This is a genomic window from Mesoflavibacter sp. SCSIO 43206 (assembly GCF_019904215.1).
GTDB lineage: Bacteria > Bacteroidota > Bacteroidia > Flavobacteriales > Flavobacteriaceae > Mesoflavibacter > Mesoflavibacter zeaxanthinifaciens.
Map to the genome: position 1 here is coordinate 665267 of NZ_CP063201.1, position 19010 is coordinate 684276.

Below are 19010 nucleotides of genomic sequence, written 5' to 3' on the forward strand. Positions count from 1 at the left end.
GAAAATGAAATTATTAGATAAAAACATAAAAAATAAAGTTCTAGATTCAATGATAACTATTATTGATAAAGAACGACATCAAATTATAGCCGAAAATAAAAAAGATTTAGACGCTTTTGATAAAGAAGACCAAGCATTATACGACCGTTTAGTTGTTGATAACGCAAAGGTTGACGGTATGATAAAAGCCATACAAGAAGTTAGAGATCAAGAGGATCCTGTTGGACAGACTATTTCTGATTTAACTTTAGATAGCGGACTTAAAGTCACCAACAAAACAGCACCATTTGGTACTATTCTTATCATTTATGAGTCTAGACCAGATGTAACTATAGAAGCTGCTGTTTTAGCCTTTAAAGCCAATAATAAAATCTTATTAAAAGGTGGTAAAGAAGCTGTGAACAGTAATATTATTTTAGAAAAATGCTGGCATCAAGCTTTAGAAGAGAATGGATTATCAAAAGATTGGATTAAATTATTACATTTAAAAAGAGAAGAAACACAAGATTTCTTAAAAAACCCACCAGAAAAAATAGATTTAATCGTACCGCGTGGTGGAGAACGCTTAATTAAATTTGTTAAAGACAATGCTACTTGCGCCGTATTAATTAGCGGAAGAGGTAACAACTTTTTATACGTTGCAGAAGACGCAGATTGGTTAAAAGCCGTAAAAGTAATTGTTAATGCCAAAACCGATAAAATTTCAGGATGTAACGCACTTGATAAAGTATTAATCGATAAGAATATCCCTGAATACGAAAAGAAAATACAAGAATTAGAAACCATGTTACACAAACTCGGTGTGGATATTTTAGTAGATGAAAATGTAAGTGAAATTCTTCCAAATGAAACTCAAGTGAAAGATAACAACGTTTGGTACGAAGAGTTTTTAGCTATGAAAATTATGCTAGCCGAAGTTAATAATGAAGATAACGCTATCGACATGATAAATAAATATTCTGGAGGTCACTCGGCAGCAATAATAACAGAAGATAAAGAATTAGCTAAAAAATTTATGCAGCAAGTAGATAGTGCAGCTGTATACCATAATGCATCTACCCGATTTACAGATGGCGGACAAATGGGTGTTGGTGCAGAGCTTGCTATTAGTACAGATAAGTTACACCATCGTGGTCCATTAGGATTAAAGCAATTAGTTACAAATAAATACTACGTCTTTGGTGACGGACACATAAGAACAAGTTAATTTTTAAAAAAATTAAACTTTTTTGTAACAAAAAGTAATTGTCTTACGTATAACTATTGATAGCAAATTATTCACATTAAATAAATCACTCTATTTTTAGATGAGACAACTTAAAATTACGAAGCAGGTTACTAACAGAGAAACTGCTTCTTTAGACAAGTATCTTCAAGAAATTGGTAAGGTAGACCTTATTACTGCAGATGAAGAGGTAGAGTTAGCACAGCGTATTAAAGCAGGAGACCAAGTAGCATTAGAAAAATTAACTAAAGCTAACTTACGTTTTGTTGTATCGGTTGCTAAACAATATCAAAACCAAGGTTTAACATTACCAGATTTAATTAACGAAGGTAACTTAGGTCTTATCAAAGCTGCACAACGTTTTGACGAAACTCGTGGTTTTAAATTTATATCTTATGCTGTATGGTGGATTAGACAATCTATTTTACAAGCGTTAGCAGAGCAATCTAGAATCGTACGTTTACCTTTAAACAAAATTGGTTCTATTAACAAGATTAATAAAACCTTTGCATTTTTAGAGCAAGCACACGAGCGTCCACCAAGTGCAGAAGAAATTGCAAAAGAGTTAGACATGACTATTAATGATGTTAAAGAGTCTATGAAAAACTCTGGTCGTCACGTAAGTATGGATGCGCCTTTAGTAGAAGGTGAAGATTCTAACTTATATGATGTATTAAACTCTGGCGAATCACCAAACCCAGATAGAGAATTATTACACGAATCTTTACGAACAGAAATTGAACGCGCTTTAGAAACGTTAACACCTCGTGAAGCAGATGTAATAAGACTTTACTTTGGTTTAGGTAACCAACATCCAATGACATTAGAAGAAATTGGAGAAACTTTTGACCTTACCAGAGAACGTGTAAGACAAATTAAAGAAAAAGCTATTCGTAGATTAAAACATACGTCTAGAAGTAAAATATTAAAAACTTACTTAGGATAATAAGTACGTTTTTTACCCTAACAAACAGTTAATCATAACTGTTCGTTTTTTGATTGATGAAAGAACCCGAAGCTGATTACTTCGGGTTCATTTTTTATACCTATTTTTGCAAAAACAACAACACAATAAAATAAAAAAATGTCTTCAAAACTAATTGCGCCATCATTGCTAGCAGCAGATTTTGGCAACTTACAACGTGATATAGAAATGGTTAATTCTAGTGAAGCCGATTGGTTTCATATAGATATAATGGATGGTGTTTTTGTTCCAAACATTTCTTACGGAATGCCGGTATTAAAAACAATTTCTAAACACGCTAAAAAAACTATAGATGTACACTTAATGATTGTAGATCCTGATAGATATATTAAAACATTTGCAGATTTAGGAAGTGATATATTAACGGTACATTATGAAGCTTGTACACATTTACATAGAACAGTTCAAGCTATTAAAGCAGAAGGTATGAAAGCTGGTGTTGCTCTAAATCCTCATACCAACATAAATGTTTTAGAAGATATTATTAACGATATTGATTTAGTATTAATCATGAGTGTTAATCCTGGTTTTGGAGGACAAAGCTTTATAGAAAACACTTACAACAAAGTAAAACAACTAAAACAGCTTATAAAAGATAAAAACGCTAACGTTATGATTGAAATTGACGGTGGTGTAACTAATAAAAACGCAAAGCAATTGGTAGATGCTGGTGCAGATGCATTGGTAACTGGTAGTTATGTCTTTAAAAGCGACAACCAAATAGAAACAATTAAAGATTTAAAAGCTTTAGCTAACTCATAAAAACAGATAAAGGCTACCAATTGGTAGCCTTTATCATTTTTAACCCTTAAACAAATTTTAGTACTGATTAATTAGATATTTAATCAAATCAGTTGTGGTTACTATGCCAACTAAAATTTCATTATCTACTACTGGTAAGGCATGAAATTCTTTCTCTGCTAAAATTTCTGCAACCTCTTTTATGGTTGTATCACTAGAAACTGTAATCAATTTCTTAGCCATTACCTGTTCTATTGTAAACATATTATATACTACAGTATCTACGTCTTCTGCATAATCATCTATGGCGTCTGCAAAACTAATACGTAATAAATCGGTATAGCTTAACATACCAACAATCTCTTTTCCTGATACTACTGGAATATGTCTAATATTATTTTTTTTAAATAAGCTTTCTGCTTTTTCTAAGTCATCATTAGTTTTTAACGAGATGACATTTTTTGTCATTATTTCTGAAATTGGTGTTCTTTTTTTCATCATTTAAGGCTTTAAATTCTACAATAAATTTAAAATTTAAAACCCTTAAAAATTATGATAAAAGTCAGTAAACTAGTAATTAGCAAAATTGAAATTAAGCATACGCTTTACAAGTCTATACAACTCAGGAAATTGTCTTTTAAACTCACCTGGAGTTTCAATAAAAGTTTCTATAATGACTGATAAAAACTCAAATTGATTTGTATAAGCATAATCTCTAAAATATTCAGATTCTATTAGACGATTTTTATAATCTTCATTTGTCTCTATAAAATGTGCAATATCAGAAAACCCATTAATAAAAATAGCTGCTTTAAGTCCTTTTTGATTTAAACAATCCAAATGCATTGCATGTACAAATTCATGTATTGCCACATTAAAATTATCGTTGTCTATAGAGTAACCGTGTAAAACATCTTCCCAAGACAATACAATTGCTTTATAAGATGGGTTAAACTCACCTTTATGCATGTTTTGATTAAGTTTAGAATAAAAAGCTGTAGGATACAATAAAACCTTATCAAGAAGTTTAATCCTGTAGTTTCTAAACCCAAAATTAAGCAGTGTAGATGTTGCAGCTATAATCACCTTCATTTGTTCTGTAATTTGCAATTCTTGCTTTCCAATAAAGGTTATTTCCTTTAAAAAAGTAGCTACACGATGCTCAAAATAAACTTGATGTTTTGGTGAGAGTTTTCTATAGAAAGTATATTCGTTTTTTAAAATAGAAAGTTGTAATGGTGTTAGCTTTTTAAGTTTAAAATATACATGATTAAACAGTGGTTTTTTAAAACGTGAAGCATAAAAAAACTGAAATGCTCTAGCTAGTTTATACACTATAAAAATTGCAATTAAAACAACACCAATTGGTATGATATATTCATAAATTAGTTGTCTTTCTAACTCTTCTTGTTGTTTTGTTTGAAGTAATAATTGCAACAACATTAACTAAACAGGTTTCTTTTATAATGAATTTGTGACTGCGACAGGAGTAATTACATTCGTCCTAACAACACTCCGTGTTGAACATCATAAAAAGCATCTTATTTTAACAGAAAAACAAAAGTAAACTTTGTTTTTCTTCATAAAAAAATCTGCACTTTTTTATGATGTATTCGTGACTGCGACAGGAGTCGAACCTACAACCGCTGGAGCCGAAATCCAGTGCTCTATCCAATTGAGCTACGCAGCCTTTTTTTAGTTATGCTAATTTAGCTTTAACAATATTAGAAATGGTTTTACCGTCTGCTCTACCTGCTAATTCTTTACTTGCCATACCCATAACTTTACCCATATCTTTCATACCTTCTGCACCAGTTTTTGCAATAATATCTTCTACAATTTTTGCTACCTCATCTTCACTCATTGCTTCTGGTAAAAACTGCTCGATAACTTTAGCTTCTGCTAATTCTGGCTCAGCCAAATCTTCTCTACCTTGATCGATATAAACAGCTGCGCTATCTTTACGTTGCTTAACTTGTTTTTGTAATAATTTAAGTTCTTGCTCTTCTGTTAACTCTTCTTTTGATCCTGTTTCTGTTTGTGCCAAAAGAATAGCAGATTTTACTGCTCTTAAAGCGGTTAAAGCGGTTTGATCTTTACTTTTCATAGCCTCTTTTAAGGCTGTCATTACTTTTGCTGATAAGCTCATTTTAATTTGTTTTTTTAAGAGTACGAAGATACTAAAAAGTGACTATTAATATTAAAAAACAAAACCCGAAAAGCTTGAGGGCACTTTTCGGGCTATAGTTATAATTAATGAATTAATTAAAAATCTTAATCTACATTATCGTGTAAGAATGAATTGTTATTTCTTAATTGAATATCATCATTATCATCTACACCTAATGTAGTTCTAGAAATATTTGTATCTGAAGAATGTTGTCTATCTTCTAACTCTAATCCTTGACGCTTGTACGCTGGTACTTTCTCTATATCATCAATTTTAGAGGTGTTAAACTTATAATTAAAATTCTTCATTTTTTTTCTACGCTCTTCTGCTCTACTTTTTAGTAGTTCTGAAATTGGCGTATTCATTGGATCTACTTCTACATCTGGTTGAATTTCTTTTGATTCTGCATCAGTCTCAACTGTTTTCTTTTCTAAAACAATTTCTTCTTGCTTTACTTCCTGCTTTGGGTTTATAGCAGATTCTTTTATTTCGTAATCATCTAAAGCGTAACGTTTTTCTCCTGTCTCTGTATTTTCAGTAACAGGAATAACCTCAACAAAATCATTTACTTCTAAATCGGTTACATTGTCTGATAGATCCATAACTATCGGACCTTCGTCTTCTTCTGTAACTGGAGCAGATGTAGGTTCCTTTTCAGAAATAGGCATATCAAAACTAAGCATAGTTTGCTGTTTATTTTGCTCTGCTTCTATTGGTTTTGGCGTTTCTTTTTTTGCTGTAGAGGTAATCTTAAATTCTTGATTTTCGTCTAGATTAACATCTACTTCGTAATAAGTTACATCTAAGTTTTTTATAAACTCACTTGTAGGTATTAAGTCACGCTCTTCTATAGTTTGCTTTTTTACTTGATCCATTTCAAAAGAAGATAATGACTGTTTGGTTTCTTCTTCCTCTTCTTCTATTTCTAAAGTATGCTTAACAACTGGCGTTTCCTTCTTCTCTTCTAACTCAATATTTGGTAAGATTATAGCAGGATTTGGTTGTTCTCTGCTTAAATCTTGCTCCATACTTTGATCGTCTTCTAATGCATGAATTACTTTTTTTGCTTCAGTATTAGAAATTTCGTTTTGCTGTTCTACATCAAATCCTGTTGCAATTACTGTAACAGCAATAGACTCTTCTAAGCTTTCGTCTTCACCAACACCCATAATAATGTTAGCGCCATGACCTGCTTCATTTTGAATGTGATCGTTAATTTCTCCAATCTCATCAATAGTAATTTCTTGAGCTCCAGAAACGATAAGCAACAATACGTTTTTGGCTCCTGTGATTTTATTATCGTTAAGTAATGGCGAATCTAATGCTTTTGAAATAGCTTCGTGTGCACGGTTTTGACCAGAAGCTGCTGCAGATCCCATAATTGCGGTACCACTATTACTTAAAACCGTTTTTGCATCACGCAAGTCAATGTTTTGTGTATAGTGATGTGTTATAACTTCTGCTATACCACGTGCTGCAGTTGCTAAAACCTCGTCTGCTTTAGAAAAACCTGCTTTAAACCCTAAATTACCGTAAACTTCACGTAATTTATTGTTGTTTATAACTACTAACGAGTCTACCTCTGCACGTAATTTTTCTATACCTATTTGAGCTTGTTCATTACGCATTTTTCCTTCAAACTGAAATGGCATTGTCACAATCCCAACTGTTAAAATGTCTAAGTCTTTAGCCATTTTTGCAATGATTGGTGCTGCTCCTGTACCTGTTCCTCCGCCCATTCCGGCTGTGATAAATACCATTTTTGTATTGGTATCTAACATCATTTGGATGTCTTCAAAACTTTCTACAGCTGCTTGCTCTCCAACGTTTGGATTTGCTCCTGCACCTAATCCTTCTGTTAAATTAACACCTAACTGAATTTTGTTTGGTACACCGCTACTTTGTAGTGCTTGTGCATCTGTATTACAAATTACAAAGTCTACACCTTTTATTCCTTGCTGAAACATGTGGTTAATGGCATTACTACCACCGCCACCAACACCAATTACTTTAATGACGTTAGATTGATTTTTTGGTAAATCAAATGCTATGCTTTCGAATTCGTTGTTGCTCATAAATTCTATTTTTACTGGATCAATTCTTATTTAATAGCGAATCTGTACTTTCGCTGTATATTCATTTTACTTATTCTGCGTTATCTAAAAAGTCTTTTACTTTTTCTGTTAACTTATCTAAAAACGACTTGCGTTGTTTTTTTGGCACTTCTATTTGTTCTTCTTCAGGCTTTTCTTCGTTTTCTTCTTTTACCGCTTGAATTTCTTCTTCAATAATAGCTTCTGCTTTTTTACGGTCTTGACGTTTTAAACCATCCATAACTAAACCTACTGCTGTCGCAAATAATGGACTTGTTATTACGTCGTCGCTATCGCCAGCTAAATGTTCATTTGGATAACCAATTCTGGTATCCATACCTGTAATATATTCTACTAACTGCTTTAAATGTTTTAATTGGCTGCCTCCACCTGTTAAAACGATACCTGCAATTAGTTTCTTTTTTTGTTCTTCGTGTCCGTAGTTTTTTATTTCGACATATACTTGCTCAATAATTTCTACGACACGCGCATGGATAATTTTAGATAGATTTTTAAGGGTGATTTCTTTTGGTTCTCGTCCTCTTAATCCTGGTATTGAAACAATTTCATTATCCTTATTTTCTCCTGGCCAAGCACTACCAAATTTTATTTTTAGCAATTCGGCTTGCTTTTCTATGATAGAGCAACCTTCTTTTATATCTTCTGTAATTACGTTTCCTCCAAAAGGTATAACTGCTGTGTGACGGATTATACCATCTCTAAATATTGCTAAATCTGTTGTTCCTCCTCCTATATCAATTAAAGCTACTCCTGCTTCTTTTTCTTCTTGACTTAACACTGCATTAGCACTTGCTAACGGTTCTAAAGTGATGCCTTCTAAATTTAAATCTGCACTTTGTACACAACGACCAATGTTTCTTATAGAAGATACTTGACCTACTACTACATGAAAGTTAGCTTCTAATCTACCTCCATACATACCTATTGGTTCTTTGATTTCGGCTTGACCGTCAACTTTATATTCTTGAGGTAATACATGGATTATTTCTTCTCCTGGAAGCATTACCAACTTATGTACTTGGTTTATTAATCGTTCTATATCATCTTCATCTATAACAGTCTCACTATTTGGACGTGTTATATAATCGCTATGTTGTAAACTTCTAATATGCTGTCCCGCTATACCTACTGTTACTCCTTCTATTTTTGTAGCTGCTGCAGCTTCTGCCTCTTGTATTGCTATCTGTATAGATTGTATGGTTTGTGTAATGTTATTGACAACACCACGATGCACACCTAAGCTTTTGGATTTACCTATACCCAAAATTTCTACTTTGCCATATTCGTTTTTACGACCAATCATGGCTACTATTTTAGTAGTCCCTATATCTAACCCTACTGCAATGTTTTGCTCCATAACTTATGCTTTTGTACAAACAACTTGGTTGCCAAATTGCAAGTTTACTTTACTGTATTTATCTAAAACTTTATCTTTTGTAGCTTTTATGTAAAAGGCTTTTAGATTACTTATCTTTTTTTCTAATTGTTTTACCTGCCCCAAATGCACTACAAATTTGGTTTGTCTTAATTTTAAGTCTATGCTGTTATTTTTATTTTGATGAATTTCTATCACGTTTTGTTTTAAAAATTCATCCTTTAATACGTAATCTGCTACTTTATAAACAATATCTAGATTACTTTTTTTTACAAAACCTGTTACAAAAGGAACACGTTCTGTATAATTTTTTGAAAGCGGCATAACACCACCATTACTATCTATATAATAACTATTATTACCTAAAACTCTAGCTATAGGTGTTTTTTGTTTAACCTTTGCTGTTAACTTACCTTCTACATTTACGTAAACTTCTGCAAACTCGATAATTGGGTTTTTATTTAGCGTCGACTCTAAACCATTCAAATCTAAAGTTTCTTTAGGCACATTTGTAATACCTTGTTGATTTTGTATTAACAATTTACTAACAGCTTCTTGGGTGATAAACAGGTTTTTATTGCCTATAAATTGAATATTAGGTTGAGATACTAAACGTTTTGAATTTCTTGCTGAAGAAAACGCATACAAAAACACTACTAAAATTAGCAGAACTATCATTTTTATGTAATTCCAATTAATTTTCATTTTCCAAAAGTGCTTCTTTTATTTTTAAAACTTGAGCTCCTATATCTCCTGCGCCAATAGTTAAAATTACATCGGCGTTACTTTGCTTTATTTGTGATATTAGATCTTCTTTATTAACTAATTTTTTATTACTATTTTCTATCAAACTTAACAGCCAGCTTGAGGTTACACCTTCTATTGGCAACTCTCTTGCGGGATATATATCTAACAATATAATTTGATCAAACTGTGATAAGCTTTTAGCAAATTGTGTTGCAAAATCTTGTGTTCTAGAAAACAAATGTGGCTGAAATACTGCCAAAACTTTCTTTTCTGGATACATCTCTCTTACCGCTTGGTGTACAGCATTTATCTCTTCTGGATGATGTGCATAATCATCTATAAACACTATTTTATCGGTTTTAATATGATAACTAAACCTACGCTTTACACCTTTGTAAGATGCTAATGCTTTGGCGAGCTGTTTGGTAGGGAGACCATATTCTACAGACATCGCCAGAGCAACTAAAGCGTTTGACAAATTATGTCTACCAGGTAGGTTAAACTCTATATTTTTAATTGTTGTATTTGGAGTTTTGACATCAAATACATACGTCCCGTTTTCTATTTTTATATTTTGAATGGAATAATCTGAACCATCTTCAATACCATAAGTTATTCCCTGAATTGGTAAACCATTTTTTACAAACAGCTTTCCGTTTGGTTTTATTTTTTTAGTAAAATCCTTAAATGTTTCTTGCAATTGTGATGCATCACCATAAATATCTAAATGATCTGCATCCATTGAAGTAACAGCAGCCATATCTGGACTTAAAGTTAAAAACGAACGATCAAATTCATCTGCTTCAACAACTGACACCTTATCTCCGTTTAAAATTAAGTTAGAGTTATAATTTTCACTTATTCCTCCTAAAAACGCTGTTAATTTAACATCACAAGATTTTAACAAGTGACCTAAAATACTTGTTGTTGTTGTTTTACCGTGCGTACCTGCAACTGCTAAACAAAAAGTATTTTCTGTAATAATCCCTAAAATTTCTGAGCGTTTTAAAACTTTAAAACCATTAGATTTAAAATAATTTAACTGCTTATGATCTTTTGGTATTGCAGGTGTATAAACAACTAAAGTTTCGTCTACATTTAAAAATGAATTTTCAACACATCCAATTTCTTCTTCAAAATGAACAGAAATATTAAGAGCTTCTAAACTATTAGTAATTTCAGTTTGTGTCTTATCATAACCTGCAACATTTTTATTTTGCGATTTAAAAAAACGTGCTATTGCTGACATACCGATACCACCGATGCCAACAAAATAGATGTTATGTATATTTTTTAAATTCATTATTTATTTAGAAGTTTTTCTACTTCGTCTACTATATCTTTTGTTGCGTTTGTTAACGCTAATTTTTTAATGTTTTTGCTAAACTGTTCTTGCTTTTCTGGGTTAGCTACTAACTGTCCAAACTTGTTTTTAAAGTCTACTTTTAAATCTTCTTGAGCAATCATCATCGCTGCATTTTTACTAACTATTGCATCTGCATTTTTAGTTTGATGGTCTTCTGCCACGTATGGTGAAGGCACAAAAACTACAGGTTTACCAACGATACATAACTCACTTACAGAACCTGCTCCTGCACGTGATATAATAAAATCTGCAGCTGCATAAGCATAGTCCATATTATTTATAAACTGATGTACTTGCACATGCTTTGTATGACCATACAGTTTGTATGTTTGATAATACAGCTTACCGCATTGCCAAATGATTTGTAGGTTTAAAGTTTGCAGATAATCTAGCTCACGTTCTATAAGTTCGTTTATTGCTTTAGCTCCTAAACTTCCTCCTAAAACCAGAAGTGTCTTTTTACCTTCAACTAAATCAAAATACTTAATAGCTTCTTCTCTTTTGCAAGAAATATCTAATAAGTCTTGTCTTACAGGATTACCTGTTTTAATAATTTTATCTGCAGGAAAAAAGCGCTCTAAATTATCGTAAGCCACACAAATTTTATCTACCTTTTTAGATAATAATTTATTGGTTATACCAGGAAAAGAGTTTTGCTCTTGTATTAAACAAGGTATTCCTTTTGAAGCAGCAACTTGTAATAATGGTCCACTAGCAAATCCACCTGTTCCTATAACGACATCTGGTTTAAATTGCTTTACAATTTTTTTAGCATTCCATAAACTACTAATCAATTTAAAAGGAAATGAAAGGTTTTTAAGTGTTAATTTTCTTTGTATACCTGAAATCCAAAGTCCTTTTATATCGTATCCTGCTTGAGGTACTTTTTCCATTTCCATACGGTCTTTTGCACCTACAAACAAAAACTGAGCATCTGGAAAACGCTGTTTAAGCTCATTAGCAATTGCTACTGCTGGATATATGTGCCCTCCAGTACCGCCGCCACTTAGAATGATTTTATATGTTTTATCTTTTTTACTCACTGTCCTTAAATCGTTTCTGAAAGAATTTCTAAAGGATTATCACCTTCATCCTGTGATTGTTTTTCTTTTATTTCTTCGCGTTTTGCGCTAACACTTAATATAATTCCTATTGCCATACAAGTCATCCAAATACTTGTTCCTCCGCTACTAATTAATGGTAGTGTTTGTCCCGTTACCGGAAAAAGCTCTACCGCTACTGCCATATTGATCATTGCTTGAAATATAATTGGTAATCCAACACCAAGCACAACTAATTTTCCAAATATGGTATCTGCTTTTTGTGATACAATAACAATTCTAAAAAGTAACCAGAGATACATCACCATTAAAAACAATCCTCCAATCAAACCGTATTCTTCTATAATTATTGCGAAGATGAAATCTGATGAAGATTGCGGTAAAAAATTCTTCTGAATGCTCTTACCAGAACCTAAACCAACAACACCTCCAGAAGCAATTGCTATTTTAGCTTTTTCAATTTGATAATCTTCTTCTGTATCTTCTCCGTTTGCAAAATTTTCAATTCTACTCATCCAGGTATCAACACGGTTTGGCATTGCTTCTGGAAAGGCTTTTGCTATTAAAATAAAAAATGTTAATCCTACCAAACCTGCTGCGCCCATAGCTAACAAATAACGTAATGGATAACCGCCTAAAAATAATAACATCATTGACATTACAAAGATGATTGCTGTTGTAGAAAAGTTTGATGGTAATATCAATGCTAAAATGATAAACAACGGAATCCATAATGGTAAAATAGATTCTTTAAAGGTGATTGTTTTATCTTTTATTTTTGATAAATATCTTGCTATGTAAACCATCAACACAACCGAAGCTAATGTTGATGTCTGGAAAGACATATTTATAAACGGAATACGTATCCATCTACTTGCATTTGCACCTTCTATAGTCGTGCCTTGTAAAATGGTTACTATTAGTAGTACAAACACTAAAGGCATCATTACCATGGATAAACCTCTAAAGTAACGGTACGGCAATTTATGCACACCATACATTATTGCAAAACCTAAAAACAAATGCATAAAATGCTTAACTAAAAATGCAAATGTATTACCACTACCACCAACATATGCCAAATTACTAGCAGCGCTATACACAGGTAAAAAAGAAAATATAGCCAATAGTGCTACAATAGCCCAAATTAGCTTATCACCTTTAATATTATTTAGTATTGCTTTTTGCATTTATATTTTTAATTGTTTTACAAGTTTCTTACTGCTTCTTTAAATTGTCTACCTCTTTCTTCATAGTTTTCAAACAAATCAAAACTTGCACAAGCTGGTGACAATAACACGTTATCTCCAGATTCAGCAATTTTGTAGGCTATTTTTACAGCTTCACTCATAAACTGAGTTTCAACAATAACATCAACCATATTACCAAAGCTTTGTAATAACTTTTGATTATCAACACCTAAACAAATGATTGCTTTTACTTTTTCATTTACAAACGGAAACAACTCTGTGTAATCATTTCCTTTATCAACACCACCAACAATCCAAACTGTAGGCGCATCCATACTTTCTAAAGCAAAATATGTAGCATTAACATTTGTTGCTTTAGAGTCGTTAATGTATTGCACTTTATTAATTTTAAGCACTTGTTCTAATCGATGCTCTACACCTTGAAAGTTTTCTAAACTTTCACGAATAGTTTGTTTTCTTATTTTTAATAAATGCGAAACGGTTGAAGCCGCCATAGCATTTTTAGTGTTATGCTTACCGTCTAAGGCAATGTTTTTTGCTGGCATAATTATCTTGTTATTATTTATTGTTATTATTATATTATCATTGTCCAAATACGCTCCATTTTCAATTTTTTTTGTTAGTGAAAATGGTAAAAATGTAGATTGAATTGGATACTTTTTTAGGTGTTCTGAAATCACTTTATCGTCGGCATCATAAATCAAATAATCGTCTTTAGTTTGATTTTGAGCTATTCTGAATTTTGATGCGATATAATTTTCAAATTTATAATCGTAACGATCTAAATGATCCGGAACAATATTGGTAATTACTGCAATTTTTGGTTTAAAATTGAAACAACCATCCAACTGAAAACTACTTATCTCTAGCACATAATTTTTATAATTATGCTCTAAAACCTGCTTAGCAAAACTATCGCCAATATTACCAGCTAACCCAACATTAAGTTCTTGTTTTAACACATGATGCGTTAACATAGATGTTGTTGTCTTACCATTACTACCAGTTATTGCAACTATTGTTGCATTTGTAAACTGGCTAGCAAATTCTATTTCAGAAATTACGGAAATACCTTTCTCTAAAAGCGCCTCTACCATTGGCACTTTATCTGGTATTCCTGGACTTTTCATAACTACATCTGCATTTAAAATTTTAGCTTCAGTATGCTGTTGGTCTTCCCATTCAATCTCATTATGTATAAGAACTTCTTTATATTTTTCTTTTATTTTTCCCTTATCGGAAACAAAAACTTCATAGCCTTTTTCTTTTCCTAAAAGCGCTGTTCCTACGCCGCTTTCTCCTGCTCCTAATACAACTAATCGTTTCATTTTTCTATCTCAACTTCAGTGTAACTATTGAAATGATTGCTAAGAAAATTCCAACAATCCAAAATCGTGTCACTATTTTACTTTCGTGATAGTTTTTCTTTTGATAATGATGATGTAAAGGCGACATTAAAAATATGCGTCGACCTTCGCCATATTTCTTTTTGGTATACTTAAACCAGCTTACTTGCAGGATTACGGATAAAGATTCTGCGAAGAAAATTCCGCATAACACAGGAATCAACAACTCTTTACGAACAGCGATTGCTATTACCGCAATGACACCACCAATTGTTAAACTACCTGTATCGCCCATAAACACTTGAGCCGGATATGTGTTGTACCATAAAAATCCTATTAATGCTCCAACAAAAGCAGAGGTAAAAATTACTAACTCGCCTAACCTTGGTATGTACATGACATTTAAGTAATCTGAAAAAACAATATTACCAGAGATAAACGCAAAAATGGCTAGCGCAAAAACTATTATCGCACTACTTCCTGCTGCCAAACCATCTATACCATCTGTTAGATTCGCTCCGTTAGACACTGCTGTTATTATAAAAATTACGATTGGTATAAAAATTAACCATGCGCACTTTGCATAATCATCACCAAGCCATGTAATTAATTTTGAGTAATCAAACTCATTATCTTTTACAAACGGAATAGTTGTTAAAAGTGATTGCTCTTCTGGATTAAATTCTCTTGGTGAATTTTGAGTTATTTTTTCGGTTTCAAATTGCGGATTAATTTTTTCTTGCTTAATCGTAACTCCTGGATGAAAATACATCACAGCACCAACAAATAGTCCTAAACCTACTTGCCCCATTACTTTAAACTTACCGCTTAAACCTGCCTTGTCTTTTTTAAAAACTTTTATATAATCATCTGTAAAACCAACTGCGCCCATCCAAAGTGTTGTAACAATTAGCATGATTACATAAATATTATCCAATCTTGCTAATAATAACACAGGTATCAAAGTCGCTAAAATGATAATAATTCCTCCCATAGTTGGTGTACCAGCTTTTTGCATTTGTCCCTGTAAACCTAAATCTCTTACCGATTCTCCAACCTGCTTTTTTTGAAGCATAAGGATTATTTTTTTTCCGAAGATAGTAGAAAACAACAACGACAAAATGATAGCTAAAGCGGCTCTAAATGTGATAAATTGAAACACACTTGCACCTGGCATTTGATATTGTTCTTCTAAAAATTCGAATAAATAGTATAACATTCTTTATTTATTTTTTGCTGCTTAAACTTTATTAAACAAACACTATTTTTGTAACTGTTTTAAAAATTCTTTTACAATTTTGAAATCATCAAAATCTGTTCTTACGCCATTTACCTCTTGATAAGTTTCATGCCCTTTTCCAGCGATTAAAATGATATCATTAGGATTTGCTAATTGACATGCTGTTTTAATGGCTTGTTTTCTATCTACAATAGACATTGTTTTTTTAAAATTTTGAGCTTCCACGCCTTTTTCAATGTCATCAATAATCGTTTCTGGTACTTCTGTTCTTGGATTATCACTAGTAAAAATCACCTTTGTACTTAAAGCCGAAGCGATATGCCCCATTTTTGGACGTTTGGTTTTATCCCTATCTCCACCACAACCTACAACTGTAATTAATTCTTCGTTTTTGGTACGAATATCATTTATGGTTTCTAACACATTTTGCAATGCATCTGGTGTATGTGCGTAATCTACAATTGCGGTAATTTTTTCATCAGAAATCAAGAATTGAAATCTTCCGCTAACACTTTCTAACTCGCTAATAAATCTTAATAACTCATCTTTTTCAAGACCTAATAATTCCGCGCAAGCAAAAATTGCCAAAATATTATAAGCGTTAAAAGTGCCGATTAATCGTACCCAAACTTCGTTATCATTCAGTTTTAACAACAATCCGTTAAATTGATTTTCTAAAATTTGAGCTTTATAATCTGCATAGCTTTTTAAGGCATAGCTATACTGTTTTGCTTTTGTATTTTGAAGCATGATGCTTCCGTTTTTGTCATCGATATTTGTTAATGCAAAAGCAGTGTTTGGCAACTCATCAAAAAAGCGTTTTTTAACATCTCTGTATTCTGCAAAAGAATTGTGATAATCTAAATGATCGTGTGACAGATTAGTAAAAATTCCGCCTTCAAACTTTAAGCCTAATGTTCTATTTTGGTCGATTCCGTGTGAGCTGACTTCCATAAAACAAAACTCTACACCTTCATCATTCATTTGCTTTAAATACGCATTGATAGTTAATGAGTCTGGCGTTGTATGCGTTGCTGAAAACTCTTTATTATCTACCATGATTTTTACAGTAGATAATAAACCTACTTTAAAACCGGCTTTTTTAAATAATTGGTATAATAATGAAGCTATAGTTGTTTTTCCGTTTGTACCTGTTACACCTACTAACTTTAAATTTTCTGAAGGATTACCATAAAAGTTAGATGCCATTATTGCCAAAGCACGACTTGAGTCATCTACTTTAATATAGGTTACTTCTTTTTTTGTTATTGCAGGAATCACCTCACAAACTACAGCAATTGCTCCTTGACTTATAGCCGCATCTATATAGTTATGTCCATCTACAACAGTTCCTTTGACAGCTACAAACACATCATTAATTGCCACACTACGTGAATTAAAATGAATGTTACGCACCATAACATTTGTACTACCAATAACTGCATCTAAAGTTACCTTGTATAATATGTCTTTTAATGTAATCACTATGCTTTTAAAACTATTGTTTGATTTTTCTTAACTTTTGTTCCTTTACTAATGGATTGATTTTCTACCACTCCAACACCTTCAACTTTTACCTTCAAACCCATATTTTCTAATAACGCTACAGCATCCATAATTGGCAAACCTCTAACATCAGGCATTATGGTTTTATACCTATTTGCTATATCGTAATATGTTTTATACTCTTTTTCTACTTTAGCTGTTTTTACTTCTAAAGTTTCAACCTCATCAACAATTGGTGTATCTGTAAATATCTTTTGAGCTATTTTTTTAAATACAGGACCAGAAACATCTGCACCATAAAATCCTTTTTTAACACTTGGTTTATGAATGATAACTATACATGAGTATTTAGGATTGTCTGCTGGGAAATACCCTGCAAAAGACGAAATATATCGTGGGTTTTTGGACCAGTCCTTATGCCAATACTCTGTACGAGCCGTACCTGTTTTTCCTCCCATAGAGAAATAATCTGAATACAATGATGTACCTGTACCACGCTTTACAACATTTTCTAGCATGGTTTTTGCTTTTTTAAGTGTCTGATCAGAGCAAATCTTCTCATTAATTATTTCTTTTTCGAACACCTCTATTTTTTCATCAAGATTTCTTACCTCTCTAATAAATCTTGGTTTAACCATTACACCATTATTAGCAACAGCATTGTAAAATGTTAATGTTTGTAACGGTGTTATTTTTAAACCATACCCATAAGCTAATGATGGCAATGCATTTCTACTCCAATTTTTATGTCCAGGTTTTGGTATCATTGGTTCTCCTTCACCTTTAATTGAAATGTTTAGCTTTTTATCTAAATTCCATTGACTTAAAATATTTAAAAAGCGCTCTGGATTTTTCGCGTATGCTTTATCTACTATAGTAGCTAAACCTATATTTGATGACACTTCAAAAGCTCTTGCTGCAGAAATCTTACCATAACCATGAGAATCTTTAATACCACGCCCATAAAACACTTTGTATCCATTTCCGGTATCTATTACATCTGATGTATCTACTTTTTTATCTTCTAAAGCAGCCATTAACGTCATAAGCTTAAATGTAGAACCAGGTTCATGCGCTTCGTAAACCGCGTAATTTCTTTTTTCGTAATAGGTATTTTTAGATGTTCTTCCCAGGTTTGAAATAGCTCTAATTTCACCTGTTTTTACTTCCATTACCACTACAGTTCCGTGCTCTGCTTCGTATTTTTCTAATTGCTCTAATAATGCGTGATGTGCAATATCTTGAATATTTACATCTATAGTTGTGTAGACATCGTAACCATCTTTTGGCTCAACTTCATTATCAACCGTAATTGGCTTCCATTGTCCTTTACCTATTTTTTGTTTGATACGCTTTCCATCTGTTCCTCTTAAATAATCACTTCCAAAAGCACCATCTATTCCTGCTCTTGTTATATTTCCTTCGTCATCAACACGCTCGTAACCAATGGTACGTTGCGCAACTTCGCCTAAAGGATGTTCGCGTTTTACATACTGTTCTACAATTAAACCACCTTTGTACGGACCTAATTCTAGCAATGGAAAGCTTCTGAATTTTAAATATTCTGAATACCCAATATTTCTAGCCAACAAATAATATCTATTCTTGTTTGCACGTGCTTTTTGCAATTCTTTTTTATAATAAGAAACTGATTTACCTGAGTATTTTGAAAGTGCTTCACTTAAAGGCGTTAAGTACTCTTTAAATCGCTTATCGGTTGGCGTAATTGCATCAAACCTGATATCGTATTTTGGAATTGAAGTTGCTAAAAGACTTCCGTCTGCCGAGTATACGTTACCACGGTTAGCAGGAATAGACACTTCTTTTATATTGCTTTCTTCTACTAAAGCCTTATACTTATCGCCTTGAATAAATTGAATGCTTAACAATTTAACCACAACAGCAATAGCGAAGATGAACATA

General features: G+C 32.3%; 16 protein-coding genes and 1 tRNA gene. 3 read left to right on the plus strand and 14 right to left on the minus strand.

Features of this window, described 5'->3' with window-relative positions; translation table 11 throughout:
- Positions 1-4 precede the first annotated feature (4 nt).
- The 3 genes from INR78_RS03300 to rpe all read left to right on the plus strand — a co-directional run bounded on the left by INR78_RS03300 (position 5) and on the right by rpe (position 2972).
- Positions 5-1207: a glutamate-5-semialdehyde dehydrogenase gene (locus INR78_RS03300; RefSeq protein WP_223077451.1), complete on the plus strand. Its 1203-nt coding sequence runs from the start codon at positions 5-7 to the stop codon at positions 1205-1207.
- Positions 1208-1307: 100 nt separating this feature from the next.
- Complete coding sequence (locus tag INR78_RS03305) at positions 1308-2171, plus strand: RNA polymerase sigma factor RpoD/SigA (RefSeq protein WP_013869172.1); 864 nt, start codon at positions 1308-1310, stop codon at positions 2169-2171.
- Between the two features lie 138 nt (positions 2172-2309).
- Positions 2310-2972, plus strand: coding sequence for a ribulose-phosphate 3-epimerase (gene rpe / locus INR78_RS03310; protein ID WP_223077452.1), 663 nt, complete (start codon positions 2310-2312; stop codon positions 2970-2972).
- A 57-nt stretch (positions 2973-3029) separates the two neighbouring features.
- On the opposite strand, the gene INR78_RS03315 is transcribed toward rpe, so the two are convergent.
- The 14 genes from INR78_RS03315 to INR78_RS03380 form a co-directional block, all read right to left on the minus strand.
- A complete protein-coding gene (locus tag INR78_RS03315; RefSeq protein ID WP_223077453.1) occupies positions 3030-3449 on the minus strand; it encodes a CBS domain-containing protein in 420 nt (139 codons plus the stop codon).
- A 72-nt stretch (positions 3450-3521) separates the two neighbouring features.
- Positions 3522-4394, minus strand: coding sequence for a zinc-dependent peptidase (locus INR78_RS03320; RefSeq protein WP_223077454.1), 873 nt, complete (start codon positions 4392-4394; stop codon positions 3522-3524).
- Between the two features lie 173 nt (positions 4395-4567).
- Positions 4568-4641 (minus strand) — tRNA-Arg (locus tag INR78_RS03325).
- A gap of 9 nt (positions 4642-4650) precedes the next feature.
- Positions 4651-5100, minus strand: coding sequence for a GatB/YqeY domain-containing protein (locus INR78_RS03330; RefSeq protein ID WP_223077455.1), 450 nt, complete (start codon positions 5098-5100; stop codon positions 4651-4653).
- Positions 5101-5225: 125 nt separating this feature from the next.
- Entirely contained in the window at positions 5226-7196 is a 1971-nt protein-coding gene (gene ftsZ, locus INR78_RS03335; RefSeq protein WP_223077456.1) for a cell division protein FtsZ, read from the minus strand.
- Between the two features lie 70 nt (positions 7197-7266).
- Positions 7267-8592 carry a cell division protein FtsA gene (gene ftsA, locus INR78_RS03340; protein WP_027881029.1) on the minus strand — a complete coding sequence of 442 codons (1326 nt, stop codon included), beginning with the start codon at positions 8590-8592 and terminating at the stop codon, positions 7267-7269.
- A 3-nt stretch (positions 8593-8595) separates the two neighbouring features.
- Positions 8596-9288, minus strand: a complete 693-nt coding sequence (locus INR78_RS03345; RefSeq protein WP_370632504.1) for a cell division protein FtsQ/DivIB — start codon at positions 9286-9288, stop codon at positions 8596-8598.
- 16 nt (positions 9289-9304) lie between these two features.
- A complete protein-coding gene (gene murC, locus INR78_RS03350) occupies positions 9305-10660 on the minus strand; it encodes a UDP-N-acetylmuramate--L-alanine ligase (RefSeq protein ID WP_223077458.1) in 1356 nt (451 codons plus the stop codon).
- The gene (murG, locus tag INR78_RS03355; RefSeq protein WP_223077459.1) at positions 10660-11766 is read right to left on the minus strand and encodes an undecaprenyldiphospho-muramoylpentapeptide beta-N-acetylglucosaminyltransferase; all 1107 of its coding nucleotides are present in this window, start codon (positions 11764-11766) and stop codon (positions 10660-10662) included. The genes murC and murG overlap by 1 nt, the downstream gene beginning before the upstream one ends.
- 5 nt (positions 11767-11771) lie before the next feature.
- Positions 11772-12974 (minus strand): FtsW/RodA/SpoVE family cell cycle protein, encoded by a 1203-nt coding sequence (locus INR78_RS03360; protein ID WP_223077460.1) that lies wholly within the window; start codon positions 12972-12974, stop codon positions 11772-11774.
- Positions 12975-12991: 17 nt separating this feature from the next.
- Positions 12992-14323: a UDP-N-acetylmuramoyl-L-alanine--D-glutamate ligase gene (gene murD / locus INR78_RS03365; protein WP_223077461.1), complete on the minus strand. Its 1332-nt coding sequence runs from the start codon at positions 14321-14323 to the stop codon at positions 12992-12994.
- A 4-nt stretch (positions 14324-14327) separates the two neighbouring features.
- On the minus strand, positions 14328-15560 hold the full coding sequence (gene mraY / locus INR78_RS03370) for a phospho-N-acetylmuramoyl-pentapeptide-transferase (protein ID WP_223077462.1): 1233 nt from the start codon (positions 15558-15560) through the stop codon (positions 14328-14330).
- A 42-nt stretch (positions 15561-15602) separates the two neighbouring features.
- Positions 15603-17066 carry a UDP-N-acetylmuramoyl-L-alanyl-D-glutamate--2,6-diaminopimelate ligase gene (locus INR78_RS03375; protein ID WP_223077463.1) on the minus strand — a complete coding sequence of 488 codons (1464 nt, stop codon included), beginning with the start codon at positions 17064-17066 and terminating at the stop codon, positions 15603-15605.
- Positions 17066-19009 (minus strand): penicillin-binding protein, encoded by a 1944-nt coding sequence (locus INR78_RS03380; protein ID WP_223078025.1) that lies wholly within the window; start codon positions 19007-19009, stop codon positions 17066-17068. Before INR78_RS03380 ends, INR78_RS03375 begins: the two co-directional genes overlap by 1 nt.
- Between the last annotated feature and the right edge of the window lies 1 nt (position 19010).